The 15,503-nt window shown below is 64.2% G+C and carries 16 protein-coding genes; 10 read left to right on the top strand and 6 right to left on the bottom strand.

Annotated features, from left to right (window positions below):
• Positions 1 to 4: 4 nt before the first annotated feature.
• The gene (locus ABHM97_RS02730; protein WP_235518011.1) at positions 5 to 331 is read right to left on the bottom strand and encodes a rhodanese-like domain-containing protein; all 327 of its coding nucleotides are present in this window, start codon (positions 329 to 331) and stop codon (positions 5 to 7) included.
• A 149-nt stretch (positions 332 to 480) separates the two neighbouring features.
• On the opposite strand from ABHM97_RS02730, the gene ABHM97_RS02725 reads away from it, so the two are divergent.
• The 3 genes from ABHM97_RS02725 (at position 481) to ABHM97_RS02715 (ending at position 4,217) form a co-directional block, all read left to right on the top strand.
• Positions 481 to 1,224: a Type 1 glutamine amidotransferase-like domain-containing protein gene (locus ABHM97_RS02725; RefSeq protein WP_284987190.1), complete on the top strand. Its 744-nt coding sequence runs from the start codon at positions 481 to 483 to the stop codon at positions 1,222 to 1,224.
• On the top strand, positions 1,217 to 2,656 hold the full coding sequence (locus ABHM97_RS02720) for an amidase (RefSeq protein ID WP_349469494.1): 1,440 nt from the start codon (positions 1,217 to 1,219) through the stop codon (positions 2,654 to 2,656). Before ABHM97_RS02725 ends, ABHM97_RS02720 begins: the two co-directional genes overlap by 8 nt.
• Before the next feature lie 61 nt (positions 2,657 to 2,717).
• Positions 2,718 to 4,217 (top strand): peptide MFS transporter, encoded by a 1,500-nt coding sequence (locus ABHM97_RS02715; protein WP_349469492.1) that lies wholly within the window; start codon positions 2,718 to 2,720, stop codon positions 4,215 to 4,217.
• A 93-nt stretch (positions 4,218 to 4,310) separates the two neighbouring features.
• Here ABHM97_RS02715 and ABHM97_RS02710 read toward each other — a convergent pair whose 3' ends face one another.
• Positions 4,311 to 4,955 (bottom strand): DUF4190 domain-containing protein, encoded by a 645-nt coding sequence (locus ABHM97_RS02710; protein WP_349469491.1) that lies wholly within the window; start codon positions 4,953 to 4,955, stop codon positions 4,311 to 4,313.
• Positions 4,956 to 5,146: 191 nt separating this feature from the next.
• Between ABHM97_RS02710 and ABHM97_RS02705 the strand changes: the two genes are divergently transcribed.
• Together ABHM97_RS02705 and pgm are read left to right on the top strand one after the other, a co-directional pair.
• A complete protein-coding gene (locus tag ABHM97_RS02705) occupies positions 5,147 to 5,902 on the top strand; it encodes an SDR family NAD(P)-dependent oxidoreductase (protein WP_235518016.1) in 756 nt (251 codons plus the stop codon).
• Positions 5,903 to 6,100: 198 nt separating this feature from the next.
• Positions 6,101 to 7,762 carry a phosphoglucomutase (alpha-D-glucose-1,6-bisphosphate-dependent) gene (gene pgm, locus ABHM97_RS02700; protein WP_349469489.1) on the top strand — a complete coding sequence of 554 codons (1,662 nt, stop codon included), beginning with the start codon at positions 6,101 to 6,103 and terminating at the stop codon, positions 7,760 to 7,762.
• A gap of 236 nt (positions 7,763 to 7,998) precedes the next feature.
• Here the strand turns inward: pgm and ABHM97_RS02695 are convergent, their stop codons facing one another.
• Positions 7,999 to 8,604, bottom strand: coding sequence for a malonic semialdehyde reductase (locus ABHM97_RS02695; protein WP_257370027.1), 606 nt, complete (start codon positions 8,602 to 8,604; stop codon positions 7,999 to 8,001).
• Between the two features lie 253 nt (positions 8,605 to 8,857).
• Between ABHM97_RS02695 and ABHM97_RS02690 the strand changes: the two genes are divergently transcribed.
• A complete protein-coding gene (locus ABHM97_RS02690; protein WP_349469488.1) occupies positions 8,858 to 10,213 on the top strand; it encodes a uracil-xanthine permease family protein in 1,356 nt (451 codons plus the stop codon).
• A gap of 5 nt (positions 10,214 to 10,218) precedes the next feature.
• Here the strand turns inward: ABHM97_RS02690 and ABHM97_RS02685 are convergent, their stop codons facing one another.
• Entirely contained in the window at positions 10,219 to 11,661 is a 1,443-nt protein-coding gene (locus ABHM97_RS02685) for a lysozyme (RefSeq protein ID WP_349469487.1), read from the bottom strand.
• 244 nt (positions 11,662 to 11,905) lie between these two features.
• Here ABHM97_RS02685 and ABHM97_RS02680 point away from each other — a divergent pair, with 244 nt between their 5' ends.
• From ABHM97_RS02680 to ABHM97_RS02670, 3 genes are all read left to right on the top strand, one after another.
• Positions 11,906 to 12,472, top strand: a complete 567-nt coding sequence (locus tag ABHM97_RS02680; RefSeq protein WP_284987184.1) for a type 1 glutamine amidotransferase domain-containing protein — start codon at positions 11,906 to 11,908, stop codon at positions 12,470 to 12,472.
• Positions 12,473 to 12,612: 140 nt separating this feature from the next.
• Positions 12,613 to 12,939, top strand: coding sequence for a hypothetical protein (locus tag ABHM97_RS02675; RefSeq protein WP_349469485.1), 327 nt, complete (start codon positions 12,613 to 12,615; stop codon positions 12,937 to 12,939).
• A 12-nt stretch (positions 12,940 to 12,951) separates the two neighbouring features.
• Positions 12,952 to 13,503, top strand: a complete 552-nt coding sequence (locus tag ABHM97_RS02670; protein ID WP_349469484.1) for a dihydrofolate reductase family protein — start codon at positions 12,952 to 12,954, stop codon at positions 13,501 to 13,503.
• 3 nt (positions 13,504 to 13,506) lie between these two features.
• Here ABHM97_RS02670 and ABHM97_RS02665 read toward each other — a convergent pair whose 3' ends face one another.
• Positions 13,507 to 13,950, bottom strand: coding sequence for a YdeI/OmpD-associated family protein (locus ABHM97_RS02665; protein WP_349469483.1), 444 nt, complete (start codon positions 13,948 to 13,950; stop codon positions 13,507 to 13,509).
• A gap of 90 nt (positions 13,951 to 14,040) precedes the next feature.
• Between ABHM97_RS02665 and ABHM97_RS02660 the strand changes: the two genes are divergently transcribed.
• Positions 14,041 to 14,280, top strand: a complete 240-nt coding sequence (locus ABHM97_RS02660) for a DUF2630 family protein (protein WP_349469482.1) — start codon at positions 14,041 to 14,043, stop codon at positions 14,278 to 14,280.
• Positions 14,281 to 14,283: 3 nt separating this feature from the next.
• Here ABHM97_RS02660 and ABHM97_RS02655 read toward each other — a convergent pair whose 3' ends face one another.
• Positions 14,284 to 15,426 (bottom strand): glycerate kinase, encoded by a 1,143-nt coding sequence (locus ABHM97_RS02655; protein WP_349469480.1) that lies wholly within the window; start codon positions 15,424 to 15,426, stop codon positions 14,284 to 14,286.
• Between the last annotated feature and the right edge of the window lie 77 nt (positions 15,427 to 15,503).

Here is a 15,503-nt window from a genome sequence, read left to right as displayed (position 1 = left end):
CTGGTTACAGAACTACCGGCTTGAGCCCGTTGTCTGAAACCATCGGCTTTCCTGCTTCCAGCCACATGTCCATTCCACCGGCAACGTTCACCGCGGAGTAGCCCTGGCCGACCAGCCACTGAACTGCCCGGAAAGATCGGCCGCCGGTGCGGCAGATGACGAAGAGGTCGTCGTCCGGGTCAAGCTCGTCCAGGCGCGCCGGCAGCTGGTCCATGGGGATGTGGCGTGCACCTTCGGCGTGCCCTGCCACCCATTCGTAGTCTTCGCGGACGTCCAGGATGCTGGCATCAGCCGGAATGTCGCCAACAGGCACAGTGTCGAAGTCGCTCATTGGGGTCCCTTCCCATCGATTTAAGTCCAGCATCCAGCCTAGTCCTCGCAGCCCGGAGCAGTAACCTGGACCCGCAGGCGGTTGCTTACGGGAGCGCGGGCGTTAAGACTGGACCCGAAGCAATCCATCGAAACCGTGAGGAGCACCCCGTGCCTGCTGGGCAACCCACCATCCTGGCGACGTCCGGCGGATACAAGCCGGGCGAACGCACCAGGATCGAGTTCAACCACTTGATGCACTACGCCGTGGAGCTCTCCGGCGTGACGGGCCGCGCGCCGCGGGTGACGCACATCGGCACGGCGTCCGGCGATCAACGCTGGTGGGCCGCCGAGATGGACCAGGCCGCCAGGATTGCGGGTTTCGATTTCAGCCACCTCAACCTTTTCACCATGCCGAACATCGCTGACCCGGAAGCGCATCTCCTGGAACAGGACGTGGTGTGGGTCAACGGAGGTTCGGTGGTGAACCTGCTGGCGGTGTGGCGCGCGCATGGGCTGGACCGGGCCCTCCGGAAGGCCTGGGAGGGCGGCGTGGTGCTTGCCGGCGTTTCCGCCGGTTCGATCTGCTGGTACCAGGGCGGCGTGACCGACTCCTTCGGTCCGGAACTGCGCCCAGTCACAGACGCCCTCGGCTTCCTGCCCTACGCCAGCGGCGTGCACTACGACTCCGAACCCCGCCGCGCCCCGGCCATCCACGCGTTGGTGGCCAACGGCACGCTGGGCGAAACCCACTGCACGGACGACGGCGTCGGGCTGGTTTACCGGGGCACGGAACTGGTGGAGGTGGTCTCCGAGGTGAAGAACAAGGCGGCCTTCCGGGTGACGGCCGGTGCGGGCGAGAGTGTGGACGCCGTGGCTGTGGAGGAACGGTTGGAGTCGCGTTTCCTTGGCTGATCCTTCATCCCGGGCCCTGGCCGGCCTGACCGCCGTAGGACTCCGTGATGCCTTGGCTTCCGGTGATCTGTCTGCCCGCGAGGCCTCCCAACACTCCCTCTCCGTCATCGAGGAGCGGAACAAGCACCTCGGCGCGTTCATCACGGTTATCCAGGAACAAGCCCTGGCCGCAGCCAACACCGCCGACCAGCTGCACGCCCGCCTCTCGCGCCAGGGCCGGCTGGAGGAACTTCCCCTGCTTCACGGGATGCCCACGGCGTTCAAGGACCTCACCGACGTCGCGGGGGTTCCCACCACGCACGGCAGCGCGGCCCTGGACCACAAGCCAGCGTCCGAGGACGGCGCGTTGGCGGCGCACTTGAGGCGTCACGGCGTCATCCCACTGGGTAAGACGCAGGTTCCGGAGTTTGGACTGACGGCCTACAGCGAAAACCGCGTGGCACCGCCGTCGCGCAATCCGCACTCACCGGGGCGAAGCTCCGGCGGCTCCTCGGGCGGCAGCGCTGCCGCAGTGGCCGCAGGGCTGGTGCCGTTCGCGCCGGGGACCGACGGCGGCGGGTCCATCCGGATTCCGGCCGGTGCCTGCGGACTGGTGGGCCTGAAGCCCGGGCGGGGCACTGTGCCCGTGGGCACCAGCCCCGGCGATACGGCGCAGTTGGTGGTCACCGGCCCGCTCGCCCGGACAGCCGCCGATGCCGCGTTGCTCATGGACGCCCTGGTCCCCCGGGACCAGGCGCCCGACGGCGGATACCTCGCCAACGTGGGTCGGGCGCCTGAGCCCCTGAAGATTGGCGTGAGCCTGGCGAGCCCTTGGGCCGGTATCTATCCGTTCGAGATTGAACCTGAAGCAATGGAGGCCCTGGCGAAGGGTCTGGAACTGTTGGAAAAGGCCGGCCACCGCGTTAGCGAAGCGGAGATCCGGTACGACAACCGCTATCCGGAAGCGTTCACCGCAGCCTGGACCGCCGGCGTCGGAAGCGCCCGGATAGCACCCCGACGGGAGGCGCTGCTGACCCCGCTGACCCGGACGTTCCGGCGGCGGGCGCAGCAGCGGAGCTCATCCAAGGTCAACGAAGCGCTGGGTTTCCTCCGGCAGTTCCAGCACGACACGATTGCGCAGTACTCTCCGTGGGACCTGATCCTCATGCCCACCCTGGCGCAGACGCCTCGGCCCATCGGCTGGTTCACCGGCGGTGGGCACAGCGGCGAGCGCTGGCCGAGCGAGTGGTCCGGCGACGCCGACGACGACTACAGAAGGCAGTGCGAGTATGCACCATGGTCCTCCATGGTGAACGTGTGCGGACTGCCGGCCATCAGCATCCCGGTTCACACAACTGTTGGTGGCTTGCCGATGGGGATCCAACTTATTGGCCGGATGGGGTCTGAGCTGCAGCTTCTCCAAGTGGCAGCATCCCTGGAGGCTCATTACTGACCGCGTGCACGCGTGTCTAGCATATGGAAAGTGCTTGCCTTGAGCATCTATCGATGTGACAATGCCCGCGGTCAGTGCCAGCATTGAGAAAATGAGCACTCCACAAACCACGGCTGAGCCTGCCAAGGCTTCGGGCGATACGTCATTCTTCGGCCATCCCAAAATGCTGGCCAGCCTCTTCTCCGTGGAGATGTGGGAGCGATTCTCCTTCTACGGCATGCAGGGCATCCTGCTCTACTACATGTACTTCACCGCCGAACAGGGCGGCCTCTCCATTGACCAGGGCCTCGCGGCCAGCCTGGTGGGCGCCTACGGTGGAGGCGTCTACTTGTCGACGATCCTCGGCGCCTGGCTCGCCGACCGTCTGTTCGGCTCGGAGAAGGTCCTCTTCGGCTCCGCAATCATGATCATGGGCGGCCACATCGCCCTGGCACTGATTCCGGGGATTCCGGGCCTCATTGCCGGTTTGGTACTGGTGGGCGTCGGCTCCGGTGGCCTGAAAGCCAACGCCACGGCCTTGGTTGGCACCTTGTACGGCGAGAAGGATGAGCGCCGCGATGCAGGGTTCTCCATCTTCTACATGGGCATCAACATCGGCGGACTCATTGGCCCGTTGGTTACCGGTTGGCTGCAGACGAGCTTCGGCTTCCATATCGGCTTCGCTGCGGCAGCCGTGGGCATGGCTATCGGCCTGGTTATTTACGCGCTCGGCCGCAAGCGCCTGCCCGAGGAAGCACACCGTGTCCCCAACCCGCTCCCGGCGAAGGACCGCACAAAGTATGGGCTGATCTTCCTGGGCATCCTTGTGGTGATAGGCGTCCTGTTGGGAACGGGGCTCGTCAACGCCAACAACCTGGCCCGCAGCATGGCGTACGCCGCCATCGGAGCTTCTGTGATCTACCTGTTCCTGATCTTCCGCAGCCCCTTGGTCTCCGGGCTGGAGCGCAAGCGCGTGGTGGCCTTCATCCCGCTCTACATCGCATCCGCCGCGTTCTGGGCACTCTTCCAGCAGCAGTTCACGTTCATTGCCGTCTACTCGCAGGAGAAGCTGGACCGCAATCTCTTCGGCTGGGAAATGCCGGCCGCGTGGGTCCAATCGATCAACCCGGTATTCATCATCATCTTTGCCGGCGTCATGGCTGCCCTCTGGACCAAACTGGGCCCCAAGCAGCCCAGCTCGCCGCTGAAATTCTCTGCGGGCCTGTTCATCATGGGCATTGCTTTCCTGGCCTTCATCCCTTTGGCGGGCGACGGCAAGACCCCGCTGCTGGCACTGGTGGGAATCCTGTTCCTGTTCACGCTGGCGGAGCTGTTCCTCTCCCCCATCGGCCTGTCCGTCAGCACCAAGCTCGCCCCGAAGGCGTTCCACACCCAGATGGTGGCCCTGTTCTTCCTGTCCGTCTCCCTCGGCACCACCCTGGCCGGCATCCTGGCCGGTCTTTACAACCCGCACGACGAGCTCCCGTACTTCCTGGGCATCGGCGGCGTGGCAGTGGTGCTCGCCGTGGGCCTGGCTTCGGCAACTCCCGCGATCAAGAAGTTGATGGGCGGGGTTCGCTGACAACCGACACAGCCGGACGTTGACCAACGACGGCGACCCTTGCGCCTGGTGGGATTCCCACCTGACGCAAGGGTCGCCGTCGTTCGCTTTTGCTTAGTAGTTGTACCGGCTGGTGGAGGCCCCGATCGCGGCAAAGAAGATGATGCCGAAGATTACGGTCAGTGCAATGCCGATGTAGCCCATTACCAGGCCTGCAATGGCCATGCCTTTGCCCGCTGGTTCCCGCTTGAGCGCGATGTGGCCAAGGATCACCGCTGCGATCTGCGGCAGGATGAAGAAGCCGAAGCCCACAAAGATGGCGATGCCGCAGCACATGCTGGCGATGCTCAGGCCTTTGGGCTCGGCCTGCATGGCGTAGTACGCGGGCTGGCCGTACGGTGACTGCGTCTGGCCGTAGGGCTGCTGGCCAAATGCCTGCTGCTGGTACGGGCTGGGCGGCTGGCCGTACGGCGACGGCGGCTGCTGGCTGTAGTCGCCCGGCGAGTAAGCGCTCTGGCTCGGGGGCTGCGGCTGGGTGTAGAAGTCGTTCTGGCCCTGGGCGTTTTGTGTATAGGCGCTTTGCTCATGCGGCGGGATCGGCTGGGTGGCGTTGGCCCCCTGGTCCGGCGCGCTGTAATCCGGCGTGGCGGGCTGCGGCGCGCTGGCCTCCGGTGCGCTGAACTGTGCGGGCGGAACGTACTGCGGCGGTTGGTAGCCCGCAGGCTTGTCCTCGTTGTCCTTGGATGGCTGATCTGACATAGGAATCCCCCTGCTATCTGGTCTTTGATCCCAACACTACCGCCGTCGGGGGCGGTGCATAAGTAGGACACATGTGACGGGATTCATGCATATGCATGGAATATGACCGGGAAGCAAAGGGTTGTCACTAATAGCGACGTAAGCAGCGCTAACTACGAAATCTGCGGGATTCGTCCCGCGAAGGAGGAATCATGGGTAACTTCGAAGGCAAAACCGCGCTCGTCACCGGCGGCGGTTCAGGGCTCGGCGAAGCGATCAGCAAGGACCTCGCCAGGAACGGCGTCAACGTGGTTGTCACCGACGTCAATCTCGACGCCGCCACCCGCGTAGCCGACGAGATCACCGCCGCAGGCGGGAAAGCCGTACCCTTCCAGGGCAACACAGCAGTTGCCGAGGACAGCAAGAAAGCCGTCGACTTCGCCGTCGAGACCTATGGTGCCCTTAACTACGCCGTCAACAACGCCGGAATCGGCGGAGCCAACGCCCCCATTGGCGAAGTCGACATCGATGACTGGGACCGCGTTATTGGAATCAACCTGAGCGGCGTCCTGTATGGAATGCGCTACCAGATCCCGGCCATCCTCGCAGCAGGCGCTTCGGAAGGCGCAATCGTCAACATGGCATCGATCCACGGTGCCGTCGCCGCACCCGGCAATGCCGCCTACACCGCAGCCAAGCACGGCGTCGTCGGCCTGACCAAAAACGCAGCCGCCGAATACGGCGCCCAGGGCTTGCGCGTCAACGCCATCGGCCCGGGCTACATCGACACCCCGCTCCTGGCCAGCGCCCCGAAGGAAGTCATCAGCGGCCTCGAAGCCAAGCACTCGCTCGGCCGCCTAGGCAAGGCGGAAGAGATCGCGAACGTCACCACGTTCCTCCTTTCTGACAAGGCCAGCTTCATGACCGGTTCGTACGTACTCGTCGACGGCGGCTACACGGCTGTCTAGCGGCGCCTCCTCACTGACACCCCGCTCCGCCCCGGTTCCTTGGACCGGGGCGGAGCGTTCTTTTGGCTAGCAGCCGTTCTTGAACAAGAGGTTAATCTTCATCCAAGGGCGGCTGCCTTGGGTGCCATTCGGCGTCACAGGGACCGGATCCCGGACATTTCCTGTCGGCAGGCCCCGAGGTCTGGCATGCTGGACCCCATGGCTAGCCGAGCGGGCACAGTTGCCCTTCCCCAAGACCTTGTAGACATCACAGCCCTGCTGGACGCGTACTTCGACGTCGCGCCTGACCTGGGTGACCCCGCGCAGCGTGTGGCGTTTGGAACGTCTGGACACCGCGGATCCAGCTTGAAGGCGTCGTTCAACGAACCGCATATCCTCGCGATCACGCAGGCGATCGTCGAATACCGCGGTCGCCAGGGCATCACCGGGCCGCTGTTCATAGGACGGGACACCCACGCCCTCAGCGAACCGGCACAGAACTCCGCGCTTGAAGTTCTGGCCGCCAACGGAGTCACTGTGCTGGTTGACGCACGGCACGCCTACACACCCACGCCCGCGCTGAGCCACGCCATCCTGAAGTACAACCGCGAAGCAGCCCCGGGCACGCCCCAGGCCGACGGAATCGTGGTCACCCCCAGCCACAACCCGCCCGGTGACGGCGGCTTCAAATACAACCCGCCCCATGGCGGTCCGGCTGACACTGACGCCACAGGCTGGATCGCCGACCGCGCCAACCAACTGCTGGAGAACCGCCTCCGTGGGGTCAAGCGCATCCCCCTGAACGATGCCTTGAACGCGGAAACCACCGGCAAGTTCGACTTCCTGAGCAGCTACGTGGACGACCTCCCCTCAGTGCTCAACCTCGACGCGATCCGTGAGGCAGGCGTCCGCATCGGCGCAGATCCCATGGGCGGAGCATCCGTGGACTACTGGGGCGAAATCGGCGAGCGCCACCAGTTGAACCTCACGGTGGTTAATCCCACGGTCGATCCGCAGTGGGCTTTCATGACCCTGGACTGGGACGAGAAGATCCGTATGGATTGCTCGTCGCCGTCGGCCATGGCCTCCCTGATCAAGCGAATGTCAGTGGGTGCGGACGGTACAGCCGCCTACGACATCGCTACCGGTAACGACGCCGACGCCGACCGCCACGGCATCGTCACCCCTGACGGCGGCCTCATGAACCCCAACCACTACCTCGCCGTCGTCATCGACTACCTTTATCGGAACCGCAGTGGCTGGAACCCCGAATCGGTGGTGGGCAAGACCCTGGTTTCCTCCTCGATCATCGACCGCGTTGCTTCCGGGCTCGGACGCAAGCTGGTTGAGGTGCCGGTCGGTTTCAAGTGGTTCGTCCCTGGCCTGCTCTCCGGCGAAGGCGCATTCGGTGGCGAGGAATCAGCCGGAGCATCCTTCAACAAGCTCGACGGCAGCGTCTGGACCACCGACAAGGACGGCATCCTGCTGGCTCTTCTGGCTTCGGAAATCACGGCCGTCACCGGCTCCTCCCCCTCGCAGCTCTACAAGGGCCTCACCGACCAGTTCGGTGCGCCGGTATACGCGCGCATCGATGCAGCCGCCACACGTGAGCAGAAGTCCAAGCTGGGCAAGCTCTCCGCTGCCGACGTCACGGCAACTTCCTTGGCTGGCGAAGAGATCACCGCAAAGCTCACTGAGGCACCTGGCAATGGCGCTTCGATTGGTGGCTTGAAGGTTGTTACGGAGAACGCCTGGTTCGCGGCACGCCCTTCCGGCACCGAGGACGTCTACAAGATCTACGCTGAGTCCTTCAAGGGCGCCGACCACCTGGCCCTGGTGCAGGAAGAAGCCAAGGCCTTGGTGGACGGGGTCATCTCGTAGGTGAGAGAGCGTCCGCCCCAAACAGGCGGGACGTGAGCGAGCGTCGGTAGGTCCCAACGCTCTCTCACGAAACCGACGGGATTCCCCAACGCTCACTCACGAAACAGACGGGATTTCCCAACGCTCACTCACATCCCGGCCTCATGGAGCACCGCTGGCCCTTAAACAGGAACCGCCGCTTAAAACGAGAACCGCCCGCTCACCTCAAGTGAGCGGGCGGTTCTGTGTTCGAAATACTAGACGGTGCGGACCACGTCGTCGTACGAGAACTTCGGCTTGGCTGCGCCCCAGGCGTCCGGGCCGGGCTGGCCGATGTTGACCACGAGGAAGCTCTTCTGGTCACCGTTCGGGAAGAATTCGGCGTCGATCGCGGCGAAGTCGGCTCCGGTCATCGGTCCTGCGGCGAAGCCGAGCGAGCGGACGGCCAGAATGAAGTAGCCAGCCTGCAGGTGGGCGTTGTTGTTGCCCGTGGCCGCAGCAAGTTCCGCGTTGTCGTCGTACATGGCCTTGGGCGCACCGTACTCAGGAAGGAACTTGTCCCACTGACCCTGCCAGTTGGTGTCGTAGGACAGGAGCGCGACCAGGGGTGCGGATGCGGTCTTCGCCTGGTTGCCGCGGGACAGGTGGTCCACCAGCTTGGCGCGGGCTTCGTCCGAGCGGACGTACGTCACGCGGAGCGGCTGGGAGTTGAAAGCCGTCGGGCCGAACTTGGTGAGCTCGTAGATGGCGCGGGCCTGCTCTTCGGTAACCTCACCGGCAAAGCTGTTGGCGGTACGGGCTTCGGCAAAAATGGCGTCGACTGCTGCGGCGTCAATGACTGCTTCTTCGTGTGCAATCGTCATGGATGAACCTTTCGCTTGGCCAGACCTTGTAGGCGGCCGGGCACTTCTGCTTTCCATGGTTGCAACTTCAACTTTGCTTGTCCTCTTCCCGTGACAGCGCGTGACGTTGCGCACAAAGCATGACTCCGCGTGTCGCTTCTTGCGTTGCTGGGCCCGCCATGCGTGCCAGATCCAGCGCGAAGCGCGTAGAGCAGGCCCCGCAATGGCGGTAATGTTGCACCGAATCCCAACACTCTTCTGAGGAAGGCCTGCCATGAGCATGCTCGGCACCAAATGGAAGCTCCACGGCAACGGCAAGTCCATCCGGCCCGGCCACGTGGTGGCGCCGGATGAGCGGCTCGCGTGGCCGTTGACCATCGGCATCGGCATGCAGCATGTTGTGGCCATGTTCGGCGCGACCTTCCTGGTCCCCATCATCACCGGCATGCCGCCGGCCACCACCTTGTTCTTCTCAGGCATCGGGACGCTGCTGTTCCTCGTCATCACCAAGGGGCGCGTCCCCAGCTACCTCGGTTCGAGCTTCGCGTTCATCGCCCCGATCATGGCGTCCCAACAGCAGTACGGCGTCAGCGGCGCCTTGGGCGGCGTGGTGCTGGCCGGCGTCGTACTGGCCCTTATTGGTGCCGTCGTGCAGAAGTTCGGTGCCGACTGGATCAATCGGCTCATGCCGCCGATCGTTACCGGCGCGATCGTCGCGCTGATCGGCCTCAACCTGGCTCCTGCCGCGAAGAACAACTTCGACGCCGCCCCCGTCACCGCCCTGGTCACCTTGGTGACGATCATCCTGGTGTCCGTCCTGTTCCGCGGGATCCTGGGACGCCTGAGCATCCTGGTTGGCGTAGTGGTGGGGTACCTCGTGGCCATGATGCGCGGCGAGGTCAGCTACGAAAAAATGGACGCCGCAGCCTGGGTTGGCCTCCCGTTCTTCCAGACGCCCGAGTTCCACATTGGGGTTGTGGGACTGTTCGTTCCCGTGGTGCTGGTGCTGGTGGCTGAAAACGTCGGCCACGTGAAGTCGGTAGCCGCCATGACCGGCCAAAACCTCGACGGCGTCTCCGGCCGCGCGCTGATGGCCGACGGCGCCGCGACGGTACTTGCCGGGTTCGGCGGCGGTTCGGGTACAACCACTTACGCAGAAAACATCGGCGTCATGGCCGCCACCAAGGTCTATTCGACGGCGGCCTACTGGGTGGCCGGTATCTTCGCCATCCTGCTGAGCTTCTCCCCGAAATTCGGCGAACTGATCGCTACAGTTCCCGCTGGTGTCCTGGGTGGCGCCGCGACGATGCTCTACGGCATGATCGGCGTCCTTGGCGTGAAGATCTGGGTGCAGAACAAGGTCAATTTCTCCAACCCGATCAACCTGACCACCGCTGCCGTGGCTTTGATCATTGGCATCGCGGACTACACGTGGACCATTGGCGAGCTGAAGTTCACGGGCATCGCCCTCGGCTCAGCTGCAGCGCTGGTGATCTACCACGGCATGAAGGGACTCGCCCGTTGGCGAGGGACCGTGGCTGAACCGGAAACCGAGACGGCGGGACTGCCGCCTGCAGTGAAGTCGGCGATGAACGCCGCCGCCAAGCGAACGGGACGCAAGGGGAAGTAGGCCCGCTACTTGCTCCCGAACCTGGCGTTGTAGCGGCTCATGAACGCGGCCATGGCGTCGCGGGCGACCGGCTCGAGGGGACGGTAGGTCCTGGTTCCGTTCGCCTCGGCCCAGCCGGTACTGATGCCGCTGGCCGCCAACCAGGTGATCTGCTTGTAGAACGGGTTGTTCGTAGCAACATCAGCGAACGGTGACTTCGCGGGCGGGGTGTAGGCGGGCGAGCCAGCCAGTCGGTACATGAACGCGGCCATGGCATCACGTGCAACGGGCGCGAGGGGGCGGTAGGTCTTGGTCCCGTTGGCCTCGCTCCAGCCCGTGCTGATGCCCTTGCTGGCGAGCCAGGTGATCTGCTTGTAGAACGGGTTGTTCGTGGCTACATCAGCGAACGGCGACTTGGCCGGCGGGGTGAAGGAAGGCGATCCGGCCAAGCGGTACATGAACGCGGCCATGGCATCACGCGCAACGGGCGCGAGTGGCCGGTACGTCCTGGCGCCGTTCGATTCTGTCCAGCCAGTCGAGATGCCGCGCGACCCGAGCCAGTTAATCTCGGTGGTGAACTGGCCACCGGAGATATCAGAGAAGATCGGTCCGGGATTGGTTGCAAAGGACTTCAGCTGAGTCAGCGTTCCGTTGTAGACGTTCTGGTCGCCGGGGAAGACACCCGAGTCGGCGTGCTGCCACAGGGTGTAGGTCTTCCAGCCGGCGGGAAGTGCTCCGGGCGTGGATGCCCATCGAGCGATGTGGAGCGGGTGGTTCCCAAAGCCACTGGCCTTGCCGGTGCACCTGTTCCACCAGTCGGTAGTCGTGTAGATGGCTGGAAGACGCCCGGTCCGGGCCAGGATGGTGGTGGAGAAGTCGGAAATCCACGCCACCATTTGACCAGGGGTCATTCCGTAGCAGGCGCCGTCGCCATAGGGGCTGTACTCCAGGTCCAGCAAAGCGGGAAGCGTCCTGCCGTCCGGTTTCCACGCCGCACCACTCTGAAGGAAGTAGTTTGCTTGCGCTGCACCGGACGAAGCGTTGGGAAGGGCGAAGTGATACGCGCCGCGGAGCATCCCGGCAGCAGCAGCCCCCGCATACTGTGCAGAGAAATAGGGGTTGCTGTACCCGGTCCCTTCGCTGGCCTTGACGTAGGCGAACTTCGCCCCGTTCGCTGCGGCCTTGGACCAGTCAACCCCGCCCTGGTGGCTGCTCACGTCCATTCCACGCACGCCTTGCGGCACTGCCAAGGGCGAAGCGTCCTGGATGGTTGCCAAATCCTGGCCCTCGCTTTCGTTGTCACGAAGAGTGGATCCCATGGCGTGGTCCCCTTGGCCTGGTTCTTCGGCGGCGGTGGCTGCCTCTGCCCCTGAGGCGGCGAGGGTTGCGGCGGCCAAAAGAAACGCAGCCACCTTGGCTCCGAGTGAGAATCGGGACGGCGTCTTGGCGGGCGTGAGCGTTCTGAACATGGGGTGAGTCCTCCGGGGTGCGGGAGGAACCGGCGCCCCCACGTCATGCGACTCAGCCTACTATCCGGTAGCCACGCGCCGGTGCAGGCCCGGGCGAAAGCCACTTGGAAAAGCAGCGCTGCCCGACGGAACAAATAATCAGCTTGCTTACTATGGCTGGGTTCCCTAGGCTGGAACAGGTCAGACAAACAACTCTCGCAGCAACGGCATGTGCCCAAAAGGCAGCCGAACAAGAGGAGGAACAATGTCAGAACACAACATCTCGGGCAAGAAGGTCGCATTCCTGCTGACGGACGGCGTGGAGCAGGTGGAACTCACCAGCCCATGGCAAGCAGTGAAGGACGCGGGCGGCGAACCTACGCTTATCGCCCCCGAAAAGGGCACCATCCAGGGCTACAACGGCACCGAGCCAGGTGACACCTTCGATGCAACCCTCGCGGTGTCAGACGCCAATGCATCCGACTTCGACGCCCTGGTACTCCCGGGCGGCGTCGTGAACGCGGACAACCTCCGCGTCGACAAGGACGCCCAGAACTTCACGCGAGCCTTCTTCGAGCAGCACAAGCCCGTGGCATCGATCTGCCACGGCCCTTGGCTCCTCATCGAGGCCGGCGTCATCAAGGGCCGCAACGTCACCTCGTACCACACGCTCCAGACGGACCTGAAGAATGCGGGCGCCAACTGGACCGACGAGGAAGTCGTCGTGGACCAGGGCCTGGTCACCAGCCGTAAACCGGACGACCTGCCCGCCTTCAACGCCAAGGTCGTAGAGGAAATCTCCGAAGGCCAGCACGCCGGCCAGACCGCCTAGCGGCCAGCCGAGCCACATAAGGCGAGTGCCGCCGTCGTACTTTCACGAGAAGTACGACGGTGGCACTCGCCTTTTCGTCGGAGTGCTGCGCACGTCACACTCGCCACATACGCTGGGGGCGCTGCAGCGTGGCAGCAACGATGAAAGGCAGTACATTGACCAGCGAGAAGCTTTCCGTAGTTGTTCGCGTCGACGTTGACGGCGAACAGATCCAGATCGCAGCAACCGGTCACGTGACCGCACAGAGCCTGCAGGGGCTGTATCCGGTGATTCAGCGGACCAGGAGCCTGGGCGGCGGTCTCGGCGTCGAGATGGACCTGACGGACGCGATGGTGGATCCCGAAGCCCTGGATCAGCTCAAGGTTTATGCTGAGCTCCATGAAATGCCGGTCAAACTCAACCCTGCCCCCGGCAATGTGACTGCCCTTCCGTCCCACGAATTCCAAACAGCAAGCCGAGCAGCCTAAGAGGAGACCGAGATGCGTAAAGTCACCGCCGGACTGTTCCACTCCGTGGATGGCGTGGTCCAGGACCCGTTCAAGTTCCAGTTCGATAGCTTTGACGAGGACCTGGGCAAGGGCCTGACCAAAATGATCAACACGGTGGACACCGTGGTTCTTGGGCGTGTCAGCTACCAGGAATGGGCCCAGTATTGGCCGAACGCGACGCAGGACGACGACTTCGCCAAATTCATTAACCCCGTCGAGAAGTTCGTCGCATCCCGAACGCTGACCGAACCGCTGGAATGGGAAAACTCGCACCTGATTGAGGGCGACGTGGAGCAGTTCGTTACGGACCTCAAAAACCGCGACGGCGGCGAGATCGCCGTCTGCGGCAGTATCTCCCTGGTCCGGCAACTGCTGTTCGCAGGCGTGCTGGATGAGCTGACGCTCATGACCCACCCGGTGATTGCCGGTACCGGCCGTCGACTCTTCGAGGACGGCGACCCGCTGAACCGCCTGGTGCTGGAGGACCAGTACGCCACAAGCAAGGGCAACGTGGTGACCACCTACAGCGTTCGCAAGGACTGAAAGCTACTTCTTCCCGGCCTTCAGATCCGCCACCACCTTGGCGACCCTTCGCGCCCGGGTCTCAGGCGTCTTGGCGTCCCCAATCGGCTCCACGTACCTTCGTTGGGCGCTGTAGTTCAGGGTGCCGTAAAAGGCTTTGGCCTCGGGCTCCGCATCGAGTGCGGCGGCCAAATCGTTCGGAACCTCGACCACCTTCGGCTCGGTGTCCACCTCAAGCCCGACCTCCACCGTGTCCCCGGCGGCGGCACCGGTCAGCTCCCGGTTCGCCGCACTGACGCCCACCATGTATTTGCCGCCCATCACCGCAACGCTGCTGCGATAGCTCTGACCGTTGATGGTCACCACCACCGGGGGGCGCTTTCCTGCGGCCAGTCCGTCCACAATCTCGTCAGGAACCTCGATGCCAGCCTTGTTGCCATCGCCCACGATGGTCGTAGTGAATTTCATGACCCAAGTATGCCGTCGGGTGAGAGTAGACGCACCCCTTCGGCTGGGCTACGTTCGAACGTAAGCGTCCCACCACAAAGGAGACAGAGCATGGATAACCAGGACCTGCTGGAACGTATTCAGTCGTTGGTCGAGGAGGAGCACCGCCTCCGCGACTCCTCAAACTCGGAGGACGATACCGACAACCGGGCACGCCTGGCCCAGCTCGAGGCACAGCTGGACCAGTGCTGGGACCTGCTGCGCCAACGTCGCGCCAAGAAACACGCCGGCGAGAACCCCGATGACGCCGAGCCCCGGCCGGTCAACGAGGTTGAGGGCTACCGCCAGTAGGCGCTACGCCCCTTCAAGCACCTGGCTGGTCGCCCACGCCAGGTACTTGGCCGCATTAGCCACGGCATCGGCGACGTCGGGAACACCATCCTTGCGCTGCGCAACGTCCAACAGCTGCGCGGCGGCCACGATGCCGTGCTTCGCAAGGTCTTCGGGCGTCACCGTGATGCGCCCCGCCACGGCCACCACGGGGATGCCGTGGACGCTGGCGGCATCGGCGAGTGCGATCGGCGCCTTGCCCGTGAGCGACTGCTCGTCCATGGACCCCTCACCGGTGATGACCAGGTCGGCCTCGCCCAGGTGCTGGGCCAGGCCCGTGAGGCCTGCGACCAACGCGAAGCCGCCTTCCAGCGCAGCGTCAGAAAAGGCCAGGAACGACGCCGGGAATCCACCCGCCGCTCCGGCTCCCGGCACGTTGACGTCGCGGCCGGTAGTTTCCCGAAGGAGCGACGCCCAGTTGCGGAGGCCGGCGTCGAGCTTCTCTACGGCGTCCTCATCGGCGCCTTTCTGCGGGCCGAAAACATGCGCGGCACCATCAGGACCGTACAGCGGGTTCTGGACGTCGACGGCGATGCGGAACCTCACGGCCGAAAGCCGCGGATCCAGCCCGGAGACGTCCACGGCGACGACGTCGGCCAGCGAACCGCCGCCGAGGGGCACCACGTTCCCCGCGGCATCGAGGGGCTTGAGCCCCAACGCACGCAAGGCTCCGCTGCCGCCGTCGGACATTGCCGATCCACCCAAGCCCAAAACAATTTCCGTGGCCCCGGCTTCAAGCGCGGCTGCAATCAGCTGGCCGCAGCCGTAGCTGTGGGCGCGGAGCGAGTTCTCGGGAGTCGGCTCCATGTGCGCCAGGCCGGATGCTTGCGCGGTTTCGATCACGGCAGTGGCGCCGCCAAATGCGTCCTTGCGGATCGCCCAGGAAGCGCCAACAGGCTTGAGGATGGGCCCAACCACGGCGTTGTTCCGCTCTTCGTAGCCCGCTGCGATGGCGGCATCCAGCGTGCCTTCGCCGCCGTCGGCAACCGGGAATTGGGTGGTCACAGCATCCGGGTAGACGCGGAGGGCGCCTTCGGCCATGGCTGACGCGGCTTCGGCGGCGGTCAGGGATCCCTTGAACTTATCGGGGGCGATGAGGATACGCATGGATCCATCTTGCCAGCTTTGCTGGGAAAGCGCTTGCCAGGGCGTAACCTTCGCCTTGGCGCACCCCTTAACGCCCT

Origin of the sequence: Paenarthrobacter sp. CAP02, from assembly GCF_040137855.1 — a bacterium.
Classification (GTDB): Bacteria; Actinomycetota; Actinomycetes; order Actinomycetales; family Micrococcaceae; genus Arthrobacter.
The sequence above is the reverse complement of the archived record's forward strand: the minus strand, read 5'-3'. Positions and strand labels throughout refer to the sequence as shown.

Bases quoted from the DNA above. Each gene is read 5' to 3' on its own strand.
- ABHM97_RS02730 (WP_235518011.1), bottom strand. From the start codon at position 331: ATGAGCGACTTCGACACTGTGCCTGTTGGCGACATTCCGGCTGATGCC.
- ABHM97_RS02715 (WP_349469492.1), top strand. From the start codon at position 2,718: ATGCCCGCGGTCAGTGCCAGCATTGAGAAAATGAGCACTCCACAAACC.
- ABHM97_RS02710 (WP_349469491.1), bottom strand. From the start codon at position 4,955: ATGTCAGATCAGCCATCCAAGGACAACGAGGACAAGCCTGCGGGCTAC.
- ABHM97_RS02705 (WP_235518016.1), top strand. From the start codon at position 5,147: ATGGGTAACTTCGAAGGCAAAACCGCGCTCGTCACCGGCGGCGGTTCA.
- pgm (WP_349469489.1), top strand. From the start codon at position 6,101: ATGGCTAGCCGAGCGGGCACAGTTGCCCTTCCCCAAGACCTTGTAGAC.
- ABHM97_RS02695 (WP_257370027.1), bottom strand. From the start codon at position 8,604: ATGACGATTGCACACGAAGAAGCAGTCATTGACGCCGCAGCAGTCGAC.
- ABHM97_RS02690 (WP_349469488.1), top strand. From the start codon at position 8,858: ATGAGCATGCTCGGCACCAAATGGAAGCTCCACGGCAACGGCAAGTCC.
- ABHM97_RS02685 (WP_349469487.1), bottom strand. From the start codon at position 11,661: ATGTTCAGAACGCTCACGCCCGCCAAGACGCCGTCCCGATTCTCACTC.
- ABHM97_RS02680 (WP_284987184.1), top strand. From the start codon at position 11,906: ATGTCAGAACACAACATCTCGGGCAAGAAGGTCGCATTCCTGCTGACG.
- ABHM97_RS02675 (WP_349469485.1), top strand. From the start codon at position 12,613: ATGAAAGGCAGTACATTGACCAGCGAGAAGCTTTCCGTAGTTGTTCGC.
- ABHM97_RS02670 (WP_349469484.1), top strand. From the start codon at position 12,952: ATGCGTAAAGTCACCGCCGGACTGTTCCACTCCGTGGATGGCGTGGTC.
- ABHM97_RS02665 (WP_349469483.1), bottom strand. From the start codon at position 13,950: ATGAAATTCACTACGACCATCGTGGGCGATGGCAACAAGGCTGGCATC.
- ABHM97_RS02660 (WP_349469482.1), top strand. From the start codon at position 14,041: ATGGATAACCAGGACCTGCTGGAACGTATTCAGTCGTTGGTCGAGGAG.
- ABHM97_RS02655 (WP_349469480.1), bottom strand. From the start codon at position 15,426: ATGCGTATCCTCATCGCCCCCGATAAGTTCAAGGGATCCCTGACCGCC.